The organism is Rhizobium sp. P44RR-XXIV (genome assembly GCF_001999485.2).
Lineage (GTDB): Bacteria > Pseudomonadota > Alphaproteobacteria > Rhizobiales > Rhizobiaceae > Rhizobium.
In genome coordinates this window covers 139,238-155,536 of sequence record NZ_MPVZ02000025.1, presented here as the reverse complement: position 1 = coordinate 155,536, position 16,299 = coordinate 139,238, and the positions used below count along the sequence as shown (strand labels likewise).

The window sequence follows — 16,299 nt, the reverse complement described above, 5'->3', positions numbered from 1 at the left end:
AATGCTTTGCCGATACGCCCTTGCGGGCGCATGGCGCAGCACATGTTGCTGTGTCTTTCAGGGTTCGATGACGAGGCCTGTCGGCTGTGTCAGGGAGCCCAATAAATCTCGACCGGGGAGGCCGCCCGGCGCAGCATGGCGCGGATCGGCATCTCGGTTTCTTCGCCTGGCGCTTCCGCCTTGGCAAGAACGTCCTTCTTGCCCGCTCCCTCGATATGGAGCACGAGCAATCGGGCATCCTGAAGGCTGGAGAAGGTGAACGTCAGCCGTGGCTCGCCCGCATCCTGCGCTTCCATCGTGATGATGCCGCGCGGGGTGTTCGGATCGAGAGCGGTCAGAAGATTGTTGCCGCCGGGAAAGAACGAGGCAGTGTGGCCGTCATTGCCCATGCCGAGGATGGCGACATCGAAGGGATGGCCGACAGCCCTGGTCTTTTCCGTGGCGATGGCGGCGGCCTCCTCGACGGAAGCCACAGCCTGATAGAGCGGAAGAAACTTGGCCGTAGCGGCCTTGTCCTTCAGCAGGTTTTCCTGGACGAGCAGGTGGTTCGAGCGCGGGTTATCCGCCGGCACGAACCGTTCGTCGACGAGGGTGATCGTCACCTTGCCCCAGTCGATCGAACGCGACGACAGCGCCTGGAAAAAGGCCTTCGGCGTCGAGCCGCCGGAGACCGCTATGCTTGCGGAGCCGCGCGCTTCGATGGCAGCCGAGAGGGTCTCGGCCACCTTGTCCGCGAGCTTGCCGGCGAGTTCGGCGCCATTGGCGAAAGCATGCATATTTGCTGTCATCGTTATCGTCCTGGATTAGATATCGTCATGCCAAGTGCGGCCGTCGCGCTCGATGAGAGCGATGGCCTGGCTCGGACCCCAGGTGCCGGCTGTATAACCCTGCACCTGCTGGCCTGCTTCTTCCCAACCCTTGAGGATCGGATCGACCCACTCCCACGCCGCCTCGACTTCGTCGCGGCGCATGAAGAGCGTCTGGTTGGAGCGGATGACGTCCATCAGCAGGCGTTCATAGGCATCCGGATTGCGGACGTTGAAGGCCGATGCGAAGCTCATGTCGAGCGAGACGTTGCGCAGGCGCATGCCGCCCGGACCCGGGTCTTGATCATCAGCGACTGCTTGACGCCTTCGTCGGGCTGCAGGCGGATGATCAGCTGGTTGGCGACGGTGCGGCCGGCTGCCTGATCGAAAATATTGTGCGGGATCGGCTTGAAGGTGATGACGATCTCCGACATGCGGCCGGCAAGACGCTTGCCGGTGCGGATGTAGAAGGGAACGCCGGCCCAGCGCCAGTTGCCGATCTCGGCCTTGATGGCGACGAAGGTTTCCGTGTTGGAAACGCCGCCTTCGAGTTCATCGAGGTAGCCCTTGACCGGGCCGCCCGAGGATGCACCGGCGCGGTATTGGCCGCGAACCGTCGCCTGCTCGACATTGGAAGCGTTGATCGGCTTCAGTGCGCGCAGCACCTTGAGCTTCTCGTCGCGCACGGCTTCTGAATCCATCGACGAGGGGATTTCCATCGCGGTCAGGCAAAGCAGCTGCAGAATGTGGTTCTGCACCATGTCGCGCAGGGCGCCAGCGGTGTCGTAGTAGCCGGCGCGGCCTTCGAGACCGACCGATTCCGCGACCGTGATCTGCACATGGTCGATATGGTTGGCGTTCCACAGCGGCTCGTAAAGGGCGTTGGCAAAGCGCAGCGCCATCAGGTTCTGCACCGTCTCCTTGCCGAGATAATGGTCGATGCGGAAGATCTGCTCTTCCTTGAAGACCTTGCCGATCGTGTCGTTGAGCTGCAGCGCCGAGGCGAGGTCGCGGCCGATCGGCTTTTCGACGACGATGCGGGTCTGCTTGGTGATCAGCTTGTGATCATGGATCTTCTGCGAGATGTCGCCGAAGATGCCGGGAGCGACGGCGAGATAGAAGGCGCGAACGCGATCCTTGCCCTCATCGAGGATTTTCTTGAGCTGGTCCCAGCCGGCATCGCTGCGCGCATCGACCGGAACGTAGAACAGGCGGGCGAGGAATTTCTTGACTTCCGGCTCGTCATATTCGCCCTTCTTCAGGTGTTCCTTGAGGGCGGCGTCGGCGAATTTGCGGTATTCCTCGTTCGAAAGCGCGCTGCGCGATGCGCCGATAATGCGGGTCGGCTCAGAGAATTGGCCTTCGATCTGGCGATGATAAAGAGCGGGCAGGAGCTTGCGCTCGGCAAGGTCGCCGCTGCCGCCGAAAACGACATAATCAAATGGTTCAACGGGAATGATTTGGCTGCTCATGAGGTATCTCTCAATCGGTCTTGGTTGAGGCCCCTTTTAATCTAATCGATTTAAAAAGGCCAGTGTGCATCGCAAAATTCAGACTCGGCTTTTAGAGCGGATCGCCGGTGGAAGAAATCGTCTTCCAGTTTCAAAACCTGTCGCGCAGCGCAAACCACGAGAGCGCCAGGAACAGCAGAGGCGCCCGCATGCGCGCGCCGCCGGGGAAAGGCGGGACGTTCAGCTCCTTGAACAGGTGCAGCTCGTCCGCATTCCCGAGAACTGTTTTCGCATAGAGTTTACCGCAATAGTTTGACAGCATGACCCCATGGCCGGAATAGCCGCCGATCGAGGTGACACCCGGCATGACCTCGCGCACGAAGGGCTGGCGCGGCATGGTGATGCCGACCGATCCACCCCAGGCATAGTCGATGTTGATATCAGCCAGAGCCGGGTAAATCTCGGCGATCTGCCGGCGGATGTGCTGCGTTATGTCGCGCGGGTTATCCGCGGTATAGGCCTCGCGCCCGCCGAACAGCAGCCGCCCGTCCTTCGATTTACGGAAGTAGCGCACCACGAACCGCGAATCGGCCACTGCTTCGTTGCCGGGAAGAACGGTCGGAAAGCGATCGAGCGGTTCTGTCGCGCCGATGAAGGATCGGATCGGCATGACGTGGCTTGCCGTCACCGGTTCCAGATTGTCGATATAGCCGTTGCAGGCGATCAGCACCCGATCGGCGGTGATTTCCCCGCCGTCCGTCTCGATGATCGTCTTGCCCTCCGATTGCCGGAAGGCTTTCGCCCTGGTCATCTCATAGAGGGAGGCGCCGGCGCCGGCGGCGACCCGCGCCAGACCGATCAGCAACTTCATTGGATGGATATGGCCTGTGCCCATATCCCTGACGCCATAGAGATAGAATTCGGAGCCCAGCCGCTCCTGGGTCTCGGCCCGATCCATGAATTTGACGTGCGGATAGCCGTAGCTCGCCGCGGCGATCTCGGCATTGTCGATATAGGCCCGCTTGTAACTCCGCTTGTGCGTGACATTCATCTGGCCGGGCAGAAAGTCGATGTCGATACCGTGTTCGGTTGCGAAATCGAGCAGATGACGCTTCGCATCCTCGGCAAGGTCGAAAAGCGCCTTCGAGCGCTCGTAGCCGATCTTCTCTTCGATCTCCTCGGGCCAGGAGCGTTGGCCAGTGCCGAGCTGGCCGCCATTGCGGCCGGAGGCGCCGTCGCCGAAGCGGTTGCCGTCGATCAGCACGACATCGACACCGCCCTTGGCGAGATTGTAGGCGGCCTGCAGCCCGGTATAGCCGCCGCCGATAATGGCGACATCGGCACGGCGCGAGCCATCCAGCTTAGGATAGCTCGGGCGCGGGCGACGGTTGCCTGATAGAAGGAAAGTCCGGGCGCGATGGGGCTCTGCCATGTTTCCTGCAATGTCATGGGCGATCTCCTTCACACGTTGAGCAGAAGGAATTCCCGCTCCCATGGGCTGATCACCTGCATGAAGGTTTCGAACTCGCCGCGCTTGACGCCGGCATAGAGGTCGATGAACTCCTTGCCGAGGACCTCCTCGAAGGCCGGTTCATCTTCCAGCAGTGCAATGGCTTCCAGAAGACCGCGCGGCAGATCGATCGAGCCCTCATTGGCCGAATCCTCGGTCGGTGCCGTCGGGTCCACCTGCTTCATGATGCCCAGCAGGCCGGAGGCGAGCGATGCGGCAAGCGCCAGATAGGGGTTGGCATCGGAACTCGGCAGCCGGTTCTCGACGCGGCGGGCCTGCGGGTCAGAAACAGGGACGCGGAATGCCGTGGTGCGATTGTCGTAGCCCCAGGCATTGTTGACCGGGCACGACATGTTCGGCGCCAGCCGCCGGTAGGAATTCACATAGGGCGCCAGCATCGCAAGCGCATTCGGCACGTAACGCTGCATGCCGCCGATGAAGTAGAAGAACTCCTGCGATGGGCTGCCGTCCGGATTGGTGAAGACGTTCTTGCCGGTCTCGATATTCACGACGGATTGATGGATATGCATCGCCGAGCCCGCCTGGCTCTGCATCGGCTTGGCCATAAAGGTCGCGTAGATACCGTGCTTCAGCGCCGCCTCGCGAATGGTGCGCTTGAACATGAACACCTGGTCGGCAAGCTCGATCGGATCGCCGTGGCGCAGGTTGATTTCGAGCTGCGCCGGGCCTTCTTCATGGATCAGCGTATCGATCTCCAGACCCTGCTTCTCGGAGAAGTGGTAGATATCGTCGATCAGTTCGTCGAACTCGTTGATGCCGGCGATCGAATAGCCCTGACCGCCGAGGATCGAGCGGCCGGAGCGGCCTTTCGGCGGATGCAGCGGGTAGTCTGGGTCGTCATTCTTGGCGACTAGATAGAATTCGATCTCGGGCGCAACCACAGGCTTCCAGCCGCGATCGCGATAGAGCCCCATGATCTTCTTCAAAAGGTTGCGTGGCGTATAGGACACGGCGTGTCCCTCGGAATTGACGATATCGCAGATCACCTGCGCCGTCGGGTCGGTTTCCCACGGCACGACGGAAAGCGTCGAAAGGTCCGGCACCAGCTTCAGATCGCTGTCGCGCGGCTCGTAACGGAAGCTCTCGGTCTCCTCCGGATATTCGCCCGAAATCGTGTGGCGATAGATCGCCGAGGGCAGCGCCAGCGACGTATTTGAGGTGAATTTCGAGGTCGGCATCATCTTGCCGCGGGGAACGCCGGCAAGGTCTGGCGTGATGCATTCGATGTCTTCGATCCCGCGCGCCCGCAGCCATTGGGCTGCTTCCTTCCAGTTTGCCACGCCGCGTGCCGATCGCAGGCTGGGAGGCACCGTCGGGATTTTCGAGGCAGGCACTGAAGCTTTCAGCGGGGTCTTTCTCGCAGGCATAAAACACCGTATTTGGGTTGATCGGTGATTGCATCATAACCGCAGTTTGCCAATTGGCGAGGGGGAAAACCGCTCAGACTTTCGCCGTATGATGGAAAAGTGGTGAGAGCGCACGGCGAATGATTAGGGGTTCAAGCGTGGTCGGCAAATATGATGTGATCGTTCTCGGAGCGGGTGCGGCGGGCATGATGTGTGCCATCCGCGCCGGCCAGCGCGGGCGCTCTGTCGCGGTGCTGGACCACGCTTCGGCACCGGGAGACAAAATCCGCATTTCCGGCGGCGGACGCTGCAATTTCACCAATATCCATGCCGGCCCGAAGAACTTCCTGTCCGCCAATCCGCATTTTGCCAAGTCGGCGCTGGCGCGTTTCACGCCGAAAGATTTTCTCGCCATGGTGGAGCGCCATGGCATCGCCTGGCATGAAAAGACGCTCGGTCAGCTCTTTTGCGACAACAGCGCTAAGGACATCATCCGCATGCTGACGGATGAGATGCGCGCGGCAGGTGCTGAGCTATGGTTGCGCACGGAAATAAGCGGCGTCGAAGAGGTAGCCGGCGGCTATCGGGTCAGCACGTCCGAAGGCGTCTTCGAGGCATCCTCACTCGTTGTCGCGACCGGCGGCAAGTCGATCCCGAAAATGGGGGCCACCGGCTTTGCCTATCGCATCGCCGAGCAGTTCGGATTGCCTATAGTCGAGACGCGGCCCGGTTTGGTGCCGCTGACCCTTGATCCGCAACTCCTCCAGCGTCTGGCGCCATTGTCCGGTATCGCCGCACCTGCAGAAATCCGTCACGGCAAGACGGCGTTCCGCGAGGCGCTGCTCTTCACCCATCGCGGCTTCAGCGGTCCTGCCATCCTGCAGATTTCCTCTTATTGGCGGGAAGGCGAGGAGATCACCATCGCGATTGAGCCCGATGTCGATCTCCTGGCGCTTTTGAAGAAGGCGAAGCAGGTCAATGGCCGGCAGTCGGCGCAGACAGCCCTTGCCGAGATCCTGCCGAAACGGCTCGCGCAGCATTTCGTCGAGAGCGACGGCATGTCGGGCAATCTGGCCGATCAGTCCGACAAGCGCTTGCAGCATCTCGCAGCCGCCATCCAGTCCTGGCCGGTCAAACCGTCCGGCTCGGAAGGCTATCGCACGGCGGAAGTGACGTTGGGTGGTATCGACACCGCCTGCCTCGATTCAAAAACCATGCAGGTAAAAACCATCCCCGGCCTGTTCTTCATCGGCGAATGCGTCGATGTCACAGGCTGGCTCGGCGGCTATAATTTCCAATGGGCATGGGCATCCGGCCATGTTGCCGGCGAGGCAGCCTGATCTCTCATTTCGATAATTTGTTCAATAGTTTGTGTGCTGCCCGGGAAAATGGAACCTGGCTCTGGTTCTCGCGTTTTCCTTTCCTACATCATTGTTGAATATATTGGCAGTTGCCGAGATGGCCATTTGCCGGTTATCGTGTCAGTGCGAAAATGGGAATATACTCATGAACAGAACACAGCGTCGCGCTCGCGCCATTGCAATCGCCCAGACCCGGGACAATGCCAAGCTCCTGGCCGCAAGGCTTCTGATGTTGGCGACAGGCGTAACCGCGGCCTGCATCGCATATCTCGCGGTGCGCGGTTACTGATCTGCAGCTCTTGCCGCTCGTGGCCGCCGCCTGGCGACGGCCTTTTTCCACGCGCCGGTGTATGTCCGAGGCCTCCATCGCCGCAGCTGATTGCATGCGGCGGCCCGCGTTTGGCCCCTTATCCGAAAATTAATTAATCAGACCCACAATCCCCGCTGATTTCATGGGGCGCTCTACTACACGCTAGAGCCGAAGCAATGATTGCTTCCCGTTATTACTCGGGAACCCCGCCTGCGAATATTTTCAAGGATGATGGTTATACATCCGGTCAGCGCCGAGGCGGCGTCGACGGGGGAGCGGTGTGTGAGAGGTCTGGGCCACTATGTTCATTGATAAAATATTATCGCGTTTCAAGATCAAGACGAAGGTTCTCATATTCGTCCTGCCCTTCGTCATCAGCATTTCCGCCGTCGGCCTTACCGGGCTCTATGCCTCGGGCCTTCTGCAGGGGCGCATGGAAATCTCCAACAGCGTGCTGCAATCGCTGACCGGCTTCAAGAACCTCTATGCCTCCATGGATGACTTCCTGCGCATTACCAATGCGCAGCAGCGCGACAAGCTCTATGAGGACATCAAGTCCCAGCAGGGCGTGCTCAACGCGACGCTCGGCCAGCTCGGCGCGGATGCGGATGGCCGCGACAATCTGACCGAAGCGACCGCCAAGACCGCCGACACCGCCAATCTCGTCGGCAGGCTGTGGACGCTCCATGAGCAGGAACTCGCATTTCGCAAGACGATCGACGATGCGCAGAGAGCGCTGATCAGCGCCCGCTTCAACGTCGATTTCAACAGCCAGCAGCTTGAAGATCAGATGCGGCAGGATCAGGCCGATGCGACTTCGACGCTGCGCTCCGCCGACCGCCTGCTCAAGGGCGGCGACATGCTGGGTTCCGTGGCGGAAGACTTCAACAAGGCCGCAACACCGGCTGACAAGGTCAAGCTCCTCAAGGACCGGTTGCCGGATCTGAACAAGGCGCAGCGCTCCATCGATCTCGCGCTGCCGCAGAACCAGAAAAGCGTCGTCCAATCGCTGGTCGGCACAATCAAGGATCTGACCGCCTTCACCGAAAGCACGGATGTGCCGACCGACGATACCGTCGCCAATATCAGCCGTCTTCTTTCGCGCTTCCGCCAGACGTCGACCTACACGCAGCTGACGGCAACGCAGATGATGCGCCAGGCGACCACCAGCTTCGTGTCGCTGGATGCCCGCGTTGCACAGACCAATTCCGTCCTGCAGGACACGCGCCGGCTGGAAGACTCGGTCTATTCGCTCCAGCTCGTCCTTGCCGAGTTCAACGCCAACACCAACAAGGACAATCTCGTCCGCCTGCGTCAGGAAATTTCCAAGCTCGGCGGCGATATCGATACGCTGAACCAGAGCGCCAAGAGCATGGATTTTGCCGGCGATATCGATGCGGCCATCCGCCCGGCGATCAAATCGATGGATGACGCCGGCGGCAAGCTGGTCGATACCATCACGCAGCGCATCGCCGAATATGCAACCGCCCGCCAGCAGCTCGATCAGGTCTGGGGCCAGCTCACCGCCTTCGCCGAAACACAGAAGCAGAGCGCCGGCACCGAACGCGAGCAGGCAAACTACATATCAATCCTCGCGACGGCTCTGGGCATCATCCTCTCGGTCGCCGGTGGCATCGCGCTGGTGCTGACCCTGCAGCGCCCGATCGGTCAGATCACCGCCGCCATGCGCCGGATTGCCGATGGCATGCTGGAGACCTCGATCTCCGGCGAGCAGCGTCATGACGAAATCGGCGACATGGCGCGGGCGCTCGGCATCTTCAAGGAAAATGCCATCTCGAAGATCCGCATCGAGGAGCAGAGTGACGAAGAGCGCGCTGCCGCCGAACACGAACGCCAGCGCAACGATACCGAAAAGCGCGAGCTCGACCGCCAGATCGACTTCGCGGTGAGCGAACTTGCGGCCGGCCTCGAACGTCTTGCGCAGGGTGATATTTCCGCGACCATCGAGACGCCTTTCATCGGCCGTCTCGAACAGCTCCGCCAGGACTTCAACAGCTCGTTGTCACGCCTGCAGGAAACGCTGAGCCAGGTCCGCGGCAATGTCGAGATGATCCAGAGCAATGGCAGCCAGATGGCCGCCTCCGCCGAGAACCTTTCCAAGCGCACCGAGCAGCAGGCCGCCTCGCTCGAACAGACGGCCGCGGCCGTCGACGAGATCACGGTCACCGTTCGCTCCTCGGCCGAGCGCGCCAAGGATGCGGATGCCATCGTGCGCGAAGCCAAGCGCAGCGCCGATGACAGCTCCGTCGTCGTCGGTAACGCCATCGATGCCATGGCACGTATCGAAGACGCTTCCCGCAAGATCGAGCAGATCATCGGCGTCATCGACGAGATCGCCTTCCAGACGAACCTGCTGGCGCTCAATGCCGGTATCGAAGCCGCGCGCGCCGGCGATGCCGGCAAGGGCTTCGCCGTCGTCGCCATGGAAGTGCGCGAACTCGCACAGCGCTCCGCCGCTGCCGCCAAGGAAATCAAGGGGCTGATCAACAAGTCGACGCAGGAGGTCAATTCCGGCTCGCAGTTCGTGCAGGAGGCCGGTTCGGTGCTCGCACAGATCAGCAGCCAGATCGTCACGATCAGCCAGCATGTGGAAATGATTGCCCGCGCCAGCCACGACCAGGCAAGCGCGCTGCAGGAAGTGAACGCTTCGGTCAACCACATGGACCAGATGACCCAGCAGAATGCGGGCATGGTCGAAGAGACCACGGCGGCAAGCCGCGAACTCGCCACCGAAGCCGATGCCTTGCTCAGCCTTATCCAGCAGTTCAAGATCGAAGCCGGATACAATGCGGGCTATGTGCGGCAGGAAGCAGCCTGATCGCTGCAACGATCGTTAGCACAGGCGGATCGGCTCATTTGCAGCCGGTCCGCCTTTTTTGTTGTCGTGCGGCGCGGGATCAAGGCGGCAAGTATTCGTCCGAGCCACTGAGCAAATGGCGAAGGATCGCGTGCATTGTCACGGTAGAACAGGTCTTCGTTTCGGCGCCATTGCTCTTCGCGCGCTCGGCTTTCTATCTCGAGGGCCTTGGCCAAAGCAAAACTTTCCATCATGGGATGTCTCCTTGTTGTGAGGCATCCCTTCAATTACCCATGGGAATTTGCTTTATAAACAGCCGTTTTCGCTCTATGTTTTTCAACTATGAAAAACACGACTTGGGACTCCTATCAGCTTTTCCTCGATGTCGCCCGCGGCGGTGGGTTGACGGGCGCGGTCGCCTCGAGTGGCCTGAGCCCGGCGACGATTGGTCGACGCATGCTGGAGCTGGAAGGACAGATCGGCCGGCCGCTTTTTGAGCGCAGCCAGGCCGGTTATACACTGACCGGCGATGGCCAGGCGCTGTTTGATCAGCTGCTGGAGATGGAGGCCGCCGCCCGCAAGGTCGATAGCTGGCAGCGCGATGCGCAGGGAAGCTCGATCGTCCGCATCGCCGCCGGCACCTGGGTCGGCTGGCTGCTCAGCCAGAATATGCCGTCAATCTGTTCGGAGCGGGATGGCTTTCGCATCGACCTTTACCTTGGCGAGCGCCGCGCCAGCCTTGCTCATCGCGAAAGCGATATCGGCATCCGGGCCTTCGAGCCGGAGGAGAGCAATCTCGCGGCCATCAAGACCAGTGATGTTGCCTACGCCGCCTATCAGGCCCGCAACATGCGTTTTGCCGGGCCGCAGCGCTGGATCGCGGTGGCGGAGGAGGAGGCTATATCCGCCTATCTGCGCTGGCCGCATCAGAACAAGCATGACGAGATCGTCTTTACGGTCAGTCGTCCGCGATCACTTCACGATCTGGCACTGGCCGGATCGGGAATTGCGGTTCTGCCCTGCTTCGTTGGCGATCAGGAGCCGAGGTTGGAGCGTGTCGGCGAGGAGATCGCCGCGCTGCGCCACCGGCAATGGATCGTCATGAACAATGCCGATCGTCATCGCCGGGAGATCCGCACCGTGGTCGACCGCATGACCCGCTTGCTGAAAAGCCATTCGGAGCTATTTGCCGGCAAGCGCCCGACCTATGCGTAAAGCCGGCGGTGATTGACCGGCGGTTCCTTGTCTTCAACGAGCCGCGTCGCCCCAGCGATATTCGACTGTGGCATCATCCAGCTTCGCCTTCAGCGCCGGGTCGAGCTTGAGATCGATGGCGGCAAGCGTATCCGTCAACTGATCCGGCCGGCTGGCGCCGATGATGGCAGAGGTGATGACCGGATTGGCCGCCACCCAGGCGACGGCAAGCTTGACGAGTGGCTGGCCGGCCTCTTCGGCAATGCCGCGCAGCTTCTCGATCGTCGCGAACTCGCGTTCGTGCCAGTAGCGCTGCAGGTAGTTGCTGCCGGCGGCCCGCAGCTGCGAGCTGAAGCGGCCTTCGGTCGGTGCAACATCATGCTTGTGTTTGCCGGTAAGAAGACCGCCGGCGATCGGGTTGTAGGGAATGACGGCGATGCGCTGTTCTTCGGCAAGCGGCAGCAGCTCACGCTCGATCTGGCGGAAAAGGAGATTGTAGCGCGGCTGCACCGAGACGAAACGGGCTGTGCGCAGAAAGTCAGCGCGTCCAAGCGCCAAAGCCAACCGATAAGCGAGAAAATTCGATACGCCGACATAGCGGGCCTTGCCCGAGCGCACGATGATGTCGAGTGCTTCCAGCGTCTCGTCTAATGGCGTTTCGCGGTCGTCCGAATGCAATTGGTAGAGGTCGACGTAGTCGGTGCCGAGGCGGCGTAGCGAGGCGTCGATGGCGTCGAGAAGATGCTTGCGCGATGCGCCCTGGTCCCAGGGAGATGGGCCGACCTTGCCGACGGCTTTGGTTGCCACGATGAAACGGTCACGCTTGCCCTTCAGCCAGCGGCCGACAATCTCTTCGGTGCGGCCGGCAAGCTGCTCGCCGCCGCCAAGCGGATAGACATCAGCCGTATCGATGAAGTTGACGCCGGCATCGGCCGCCTTGTCGAGGATGGCATGAGCCGTGTCTTCCTGCTCGATCTGCAGGCCGAACGTCATCGTGCCCAGGCAGAGGCGCGAGACGCTGAGGCCGGTATTGCCGAATTTTTGGTATTGCATGATGCACCCTTGAATTATGGGTTGGGTTTGCCCGCTGGGCAGGGCTGCGAAACGGGCGTGAGATTATTCCAGGAGTGAGACGCAGCGATGTTAGCAAAGCCGGTTTGCGCATTCACGCGGGAAGCGGCGATTGAGTTCACAATCGCGTGCAGGCAGCTGTCGCCACCCTTTGCACTGTCCTCCATCGTTTCTGAGCAAATCCTTGAAAGCGCTCGAAGTCGCGCTTTTTCCCTTGTCGCCTTCCGATTTCCTTTCTAGTCTAACGGGAAAAACAGAGGGTTGGGTGTCGCCTGGATACCCTTGAACAAAACAGGAGAGACTATGAAGTCCATGTTCGCACGGCTTGCAGCAACGGCTTTTGCGGTCGTTTCGCTGGCGACGGTCGCTCAGGCAGAAGACAAGGTCGTCAATATCTATAACTGGTCGGATTACATCGATAATTCGATCCTGACGGATTTCACCAAGGAAACCGGCATCAAGGTCGTCTACGACACGTTCGACCAGAACGAGACGCTGGAAACCAAGCTGCTCGCGGGCAAGACCGGCTATGACGTTGTCGTCCCGACTGCCTATTTCCTGCAACGCCAGATCAAGGCTGGCGTCTTCCAGAAGCTCGACAAATCCAAGCTGCCGAACATCTCCAACATGTGGGATACGGTGCAGCAGCGCATCGCCACCTATGATCCCGGCAACCAATACGCCATCGACTATATGTGGGGCACCAGCGGCGTCGGCTATAATGTCGATAAGGTGAAGCAGATCCTCGGTACTGACGAGGCACCTGATATCAACGTGATCTTTGATCCGAAACTCGCCGCCAAGTTCAAGGATTGCGGCATCTACGTGCTGGATTCTCCGACTGACGTCATTCCAGCCGCGCTGCGCTATCTCGGCCTCGATCCGAACTCGACCAAGGCGGAAGATTTCAAGAAGGCCGAGGAGCTCCTGACGGCGATGCGCCCCTTCGTGCGCAAGTTTCACTCCTCTGAATATATCAATGCACTCGCCAACGGCGATATCTGCATCGCTTTCGGCTATTCAGGCGATGTGCTGCAGGCCCGCAATCGTGCGGCCGAAGCCAAGAACGGCGTCAACATCAGCTATTCGATCCCGACGAAGGGCGCACAGATGTGGTTCGACGTCATGGCGATCCCCGCCGATGCGCCGCATGTCGAAGAGGCGCATATCTTCCTCAACTATATCATGAGGCCCGAAGTCATCGCCAAGGCGAGCGATTTCGTTGCCTATGCCAACGGCAACAAAGCGTCGCAGCAGTTCGTGAGCAAGGACGTGCTCAACGATCCGGCTGTCTATCCGACCGATGCGGTCCGCGAGAAGCTGTACACGCTGACCCCTTGGGATGCGAAAACGCAGCGCGTGGCAACGCGCTTGTGGACAAAGGTCACCACCGGCCAATAATTCAAAGAGGCCCGGACGGCAACGTCCGGGCCTTTCCTTAAGAGGACAGCGTAAGAACGAAAAGCGTGCCGGGAAGGGGAAGAGCCGGCGCGATAAAGGCCCGTAAGGGCATCCATTTGGGGATAGATAATGAAGTCACTCGGTAATATCCGGCGTTCCTTTGCTCCTTGGACCGATCCTTCGGCCAAGCCTTACATTTCCTTCAAGAACGTGACGAAGAAGTTCGGTGATTTCACTGCCGTCGACAATCTCTCCCTGGATATCTATAACCGCGAATTCTTCGCCCTTCTGGGCGCCTCGGGCTGCGGCAAGTCCACGCTGCTGCGCATGCTGGCGGGCTTCGAACAGCCGACGACCGGCGAAATCGTGCTCGATGGCCAGAACATGGCCGGTACGCCGCCCTATCGCCGCCCGGTCAACATGATGTTCCAGTCCTACGCGCTCTTTCCGCATATGTCGGTGGAAAAGAATATCGCTTTCGGATTGCGCCAGGATGGCATGCCGAAGGCCGAGATCGACGATCGCGTCGGGCAGATGCTGAAGCTCGTCAAGCTCGAGCAGTTCGCCAAGCGCAAGCCCAATCAGCTGTCCGGCGGCCAGCGCCAGCGCGTGGCGCTCGCCCGCTCTCTCGCCAAGCGGCCGAAGGTGCTGCTGCTGGACGAGCCGCTGGGCGCGCTCGACAAGAAGCTGCGCGAGGAAACGCAGTTCGAACTCATGGACCTGCAGCAGAGCCTCGGCCTGACCTTCGTCGTCGTCACCCACGACCAGGAAGAGGCGATGACCATGGCCGACCGCATCGCGGTCATGAGCCACGGCAAGGTGGTGCAGGTGGCGACCCCCGCAGAAATCTATGAGGCGCCCAATTGCCGCTTCGTCGCTGACTTCATCGGCGATGTGAACATACTCGACGGCAACGTCACTTCAACGCAATCCGGCATTGTCGAAATCGCTGTCGATTCCGCTCTGACGTTACGCACCGCCTCCAGCGACACGCCGGCCACGGGAAGTCGCGCCAGCCTTGCCATCCGGCCGGAGAAGCTGAGGGTAACGCCGCGCCCACCCGCCAACGCTTCAGTCAATGCCACCGAGGGTGAAATCTGGGATATCGCCTATCTCGGCGACATGACCGTCTTCCACGTCAAGCTGAAGAGCGGGCAGGTGCTCAAGGCCTCGTCGCTGAACGCGGTCCGCGCCGTGGAAGAACCCTTCGCCTATGACCAGAACGTCTGGGTGTCCTTCGATGAAAATGCCGGCATATTGTTGAAGGACTGATCATGAGAGCGCTTGGTTCCTCCATCTATCAGCGCCTTGTCATCGTCATTCCCTATGCTTGGCTGCTGATCTTCTTCCTCGCACCCTTCCTCATCGTCTTCCGCATCTCGCTATCGACGAAGGTGCTTTCCGTCCCGCCCTACGATCCCTCTTTCACCTGGACGGACAGCTTCGGCGACTGGTGGGACAAGCTGCAGACCATGTCGTTCGACAACTACGTGTGGTTGACGGGCGATCCGCTCTATATGAACGCCTACATACAGAGCCTGCAGATTGCCGGCATCTCGACCTTGCTGACGCTCATCATCGCCTATCCCATCGCCTACGGCATGGCGCAGGCGCCGCGGACGATCCGTCCCACGCTGCTCATGCTCGTCATCCTGCCGTTCTGGACGAGCTTCCTGATCCGCGTCTATTCCTGGATGTCGATCCTCAGCACCACGGGCCTCTTGAACCAGTTGCTGATGACGCTCGGCATCATCCATGAGCCGCTGGTCATCCTCAACACCAATACGGCCGTCTATATCGGCATGGTCTATTCCTATCTGCCTTTCATGATCCTGCCGCTCTATGCCGCGCTGGAGAAAATGGACGGCACGCTGATCGAGGCGGCGCAGGATCTCGGCTGCACGCCGATCGGCGCCTTCTGGCGCGTCACCTTTCCGCTGTCGCTTCCAGGCGTTATCGCCGGCTGCATGCTGGTCTTCATTCCGGCCGTCGGCGAATTCGTCATTCCCGATCTGCTCGGCGGCTCGGAAACCCTGATGATCGGCAAGGTGCTCTGGACCGAATTCTACAGCAACACCGACTGGCCGCTGGCTTCGGCGGTGGCGACCATCCTCCTTCTGGTGCTGGTGGTGCCCATCGTCTTCTTCCAGCATTTCCAGGCCAAGGCCGACGAGAAAGGGAGATAACAGATGATCCGCTGGTCTCGCTTCAACATCGTCTCGGTCACGCTCGGTCTGGCCTTCCTCTATCTGCCGATCCTGCTGCTGGTCCTTTATTCCTTCAACCGGTCCCGGCTCGTCACCGTCTGGGGCGGCTTCTCGACGCAATGGTACGTGCACCTGTTGAGCAACGACACCATGCTGAGCGCTGCCTGGCTGACGGTGCGCATCGCGCTGCTGTCGGCAACCATCGCCACCGTGCTCGGCACTATGGCGGCGCTGACCCTGGTGCGCTACACGCGCTTTCGCGGGCGTATCCTGTTTTCGGGCATGATCTATGCGCCCTTGGTCATGCCCGACGTCATTACGGGTCTGTCGCTGCTGCTGCTCTTCGTGACGTCAGGCGTCGATCGCGGCTTCTGGACGATCGTCATGGCGCACACGACGCTGACCATGTGCTTCGTCGCCGTCGTCGTGCAGTCTCGCCTCTTGACCTTCGACCGCTCGATCGAGGAAGCGGCGCTGGATCTGGGCGCTCCACCGGTGCGCACCTTCTTCGAGATTACTCTGCCGATCATCGCGCCGGCGGTATTCTCCGGCTGGGTGCTCGCTCTGACCCTGTCGCTCGACGATCTGGTGATTGCAACCTTCGCGTCCGGCGCCGGCGCCAAGACGCTGCCGATGCTGATCTACAGTCAGGTCAAGCTCGGCGTGACGCCGGAGATCAACGCCATCTGCACCATCCTGATCGGGGTCGTCGCCATCGGCGTCATTTGCGCCTCCATCGTGACCAAGCGCCGCGAGGTGCAGCGCCAAAGGGACGAGCAGGCTGCGGCCGCAGGCTGAGGCGC

The 16,299-nt window shown here is 60.5% G+C and carries 12 protein-coding genes and 2 pseudogenes; 8 read left to right on the top strand and 6 right to left on the bottom strand.

All coding sequences use genetic code 11. The features are described from left to right. Nucleotides 1–89: 89 nt before the first annotated feature. The 4 genes and pseudogenes from pgl to BSK43_RS06070 all read right to left on the bottom strand — a co-directional run bounded on the left by pgl (nucleotide 90) and on the right by BSK43_RS06070 (nucleotide 5,155). Nucleotides 90–788, bottom strand: a complete 699-nt coding sequence (pgl, locus tag BSK43_RS06085; protein ID WP_077471342.1) for a 6-phosphogluconolactonase — start codon at nucleotides 786–788, stop codon at nucleotides 90–92. Nucleotides 789–803: 15 nt separating this feature from the next. Continuing rightward, nucleotides 804–2,278: pseudogene (zwf, locus tag BSK43_RS06080) on the bottom strand (glucose-6-phosphate dehydrogenase). 130 nt (nucleotides 2,279–2,408) lie between these two features. Next, nucleotides 2,409–3,706 (bottom strand): annotated as a pseudogene (locus BSK43_RS06075) (FAD-binding oxidoreductase). 12 nt (nucleotides 3,707–3,718) lie between these two features. Beyond that, a complete protein-coding gene (locus BSK43_RS06070; RefSeq protein WP_077471343.1) occupies nucleotides 3,719–5,155 on the bottom strand; it encodes a glutamine synthetase family protein in 1,437 nt (478 codons plus the stop codon). A gap of 137 nt (nucleotides 5,156–5,292) precedes the next feature. Here BSK43_RS06070 and BSK43_RS06065 point away from each other — a divergent pair, with 137 nt between their 5' ends. From BSK43_RS06065 to BSK43_RS06060, 3 genes are all read left to right on the top strand, one after another. Beyond that, a complete protein-coding gene (locus BSK43_RS06065; RefSeq protein WP_246662505.1) occupies nucleotides 5,293–6,474 on the top strand; it encodes an NAD(P)/FAD-dependent oxidoreductase in 1,182 nt (393 codons plus the stop codon). A 166-nt stretch (nucleotides 6,475–6,640) separates the two neighbouring features. Further along, nucleotides 6,641–6,784 (top strand): hypothetical protein, encoded by a 144-nt coding sequence (locus BSK43_RS35035; protein ID WP_169055370.1) that lies wholly within the window; start codon nucleotides 6,641–6,643, stop codon nucleotides 6,782–6,784. Between the two features lie 322 nt (nucleotides 6,785–7,106). Next, nucleotides 7,107–9,644 (top strand): HAMP domain-containing methyl-accepting chemotaxis protein, encoded by a 2,538-nt coding sequence (locus tag BSK43_RS06060; protein ID WP_077471345.1) that lies wholly within the window; start codon nucleotides 7,107–7,109, stop codon nucleotides 9,642–9,644. Here the strand turns inward: BSK43_RS06060 and BSK43_RS06055 are convergent. Beyond that, a complete protein-coding gene (locus BSK43_RS06055; protein WP_077471346.1) occupies nucleotides 9,620–9,877 on the bottom strand; it encodes a hypothetical protein in 258 nt (85 codons plus the stop codon). The two genes, BSK43_RS06060 and BSK43_RS06055, sit on opposite strands and share 25 nt — an antisense overlap. An 88-nt stretch (nucleotides 9,878–9,965) precedes the next feature. Between BSK43_RS06055 and BSK43_RS06050 the strand changes: the two genes are divergently transcribed. Then, complete coding sequence (locus tag BSK43_RS06050; RefSeq protein ID WP_077471347.1) at nucleotides 9,966–10,838, top strand: LysR family transcriptional regulator; 873 nt, start codon at nucleotides 9,966–9,968, stop codon at nucleotides 10,836–10,838. Between the two features lie 33 nt (nucleotides 10,839–10,871). Here the strand turns inward: BSK43_RS06050 and BSK43_RS06045 are convergent, their stop codons facing one another. Further along, a complete protein-coding gene (locus BSK43_RS06045; RefSeq protein WP_077471348.1) occupies nucleotides 10,872–11,870 on the bottom strand; it encodes an aldo/keto reductase in 999 nt (332 codons plus the stop codon). 330 nt (nucleotides 11,871–12,200) lie between these two features. Between BSK43_RS06045 and BSK43_RS06040 the strand changes: the two genes are divergently transcribed. From BSK43_RS06040 to BSK43_RS06025, 4 genes are all read left to right on the top strand, one after another. After that, on the top strand, nucleotides 12,201–13,289 hold the full coding sequence (locus BSK43_RS06040; RefSeq protein WP_234906161.1) for a polyamine ABC transporter substrate-binding protein: 1,089 nt from the start codon (nucleotides 12,201–12,203) through the stop codon (nucleotides 13,287–13,289). 129 nt (nucleotides 13,290–13,418) lie between these two features. Then, a complete protein-coding gene (locus tag BSK43_RS06035; RefSeq protein ID WP_077471349.1) occupies nucleotides 13,419–14,561 on the top strand; it encodes an ABC transporter ATP-binding protein in 1,143 nt (380 codons plus the stop codon). 2 nt (nucleotides 14,562–14,563) lie between these two features. Beyond that, nucleotides 14,564–15,475: an ABC transporter permease subunit gene (locus BSK43_RS06030; protein ID WP_068397026.1), complete on the top strand. Its 912-nt coding sequence runs from the start codon at nucleotides 14,564–14,566 to the stop codon at nucleotides 15,473–15,475. 3 nt (nucleotides 15,476–15,478) lie between these two features. Next, the gene (locus BSK43_RS06025; RefSeq protein ID WP_068397023.1) at nucleotides 15,479–16,294 is read left to right on the top strand and encodes an ABC transporter permease subunit; all 816 of its coding nucleotides are present in this window, start codon (nucleotides 15,479–15,481) and stop codon (nucleotides 16,292–16,294) included. The last annotated feature ends 5 nt before the right edge of the window (nucleotides 16,295–16,299 follow it).

Bases quoted from the DNA above. Each gene is read 5' to 3' on its own strand.
- BSK43_RS06045 (WP_077471348.1), bottom strand. From the start codon at position 11,870: ATGCAATACCAAAAATTCGGCAATACCGGCCTCAGCGTCTCGCGCCTC.
- BSK43_RS06025 (WP_068397023.1), top strand. From the start codon at position 15,479: ATGATCCGCTGGTCTCGCTTCAACATCGTCTCGGTCACGCTCGGTCTG.
- BSK43_RS06040 (WP_234906161.1), top strand. From the start codon at position 12,201: ATGTTCGCACGGCTTGCAGCAACGGCTTTTGCGGTCGTTTCGCTGGCG.
- BSK43_RS35035 (WP_169055370.1), top strand. From the start codon at position 6,641: ATGAACAGAACACAGCGTCGCGCTCGCGCCATTGCAATCGCCCAGACC.
- BSK43_RS06070 (WP_077471343.1), bottom strand. From the start codon at position 5,155: ATGCCTGCGAGAAAGACCCCGCTGAAAGCTTCAGTGCCTGCCTCGAAA.
- BSK43_RS06055 (WP_077471346.1), bottom strand. From the start codon at position 9,877: ATGATGGAAAGTTTTGCTTTGGCCAAGGCCCTCGAGATAGAAAGCCGA.
- BSK43_RS06050 (WP_077471347.1), top strand. From the start codon at position 9,966: ATGAAAAACACGACTTGGGACTCCTATCAGCTTTTCCTCGATGTCGCC.
- BSK43_RS06030 (WP_068397026.1), top strand. From the start codon at position 14,564: ATGAGAGCGCTTGGTTCCTCCATCTATCAGCGCCTTGTCATCGTCATT.
- pgl (WP_077471342.1), bottom strand. From the start codon at position 788: ATGACAGCAAATATGCATGCTTTCGCCAATGGCGCCGAACTCGCCGGC.
- BSK43_RS06035 (WP_077471349.1), top strand. From the start codon at position 13,419: ATGAAGTCACTCGGTAATATCCGGCGTTCCTTTGCTCCTTGGACCGAT.
- BSK43_RS06060 (WP_077471345.1), top strand. From the start codon at position 7,107: ATGTTCATTGATAAAATATTATCGCGTTTCAAGATCAAGACGAAGGTT.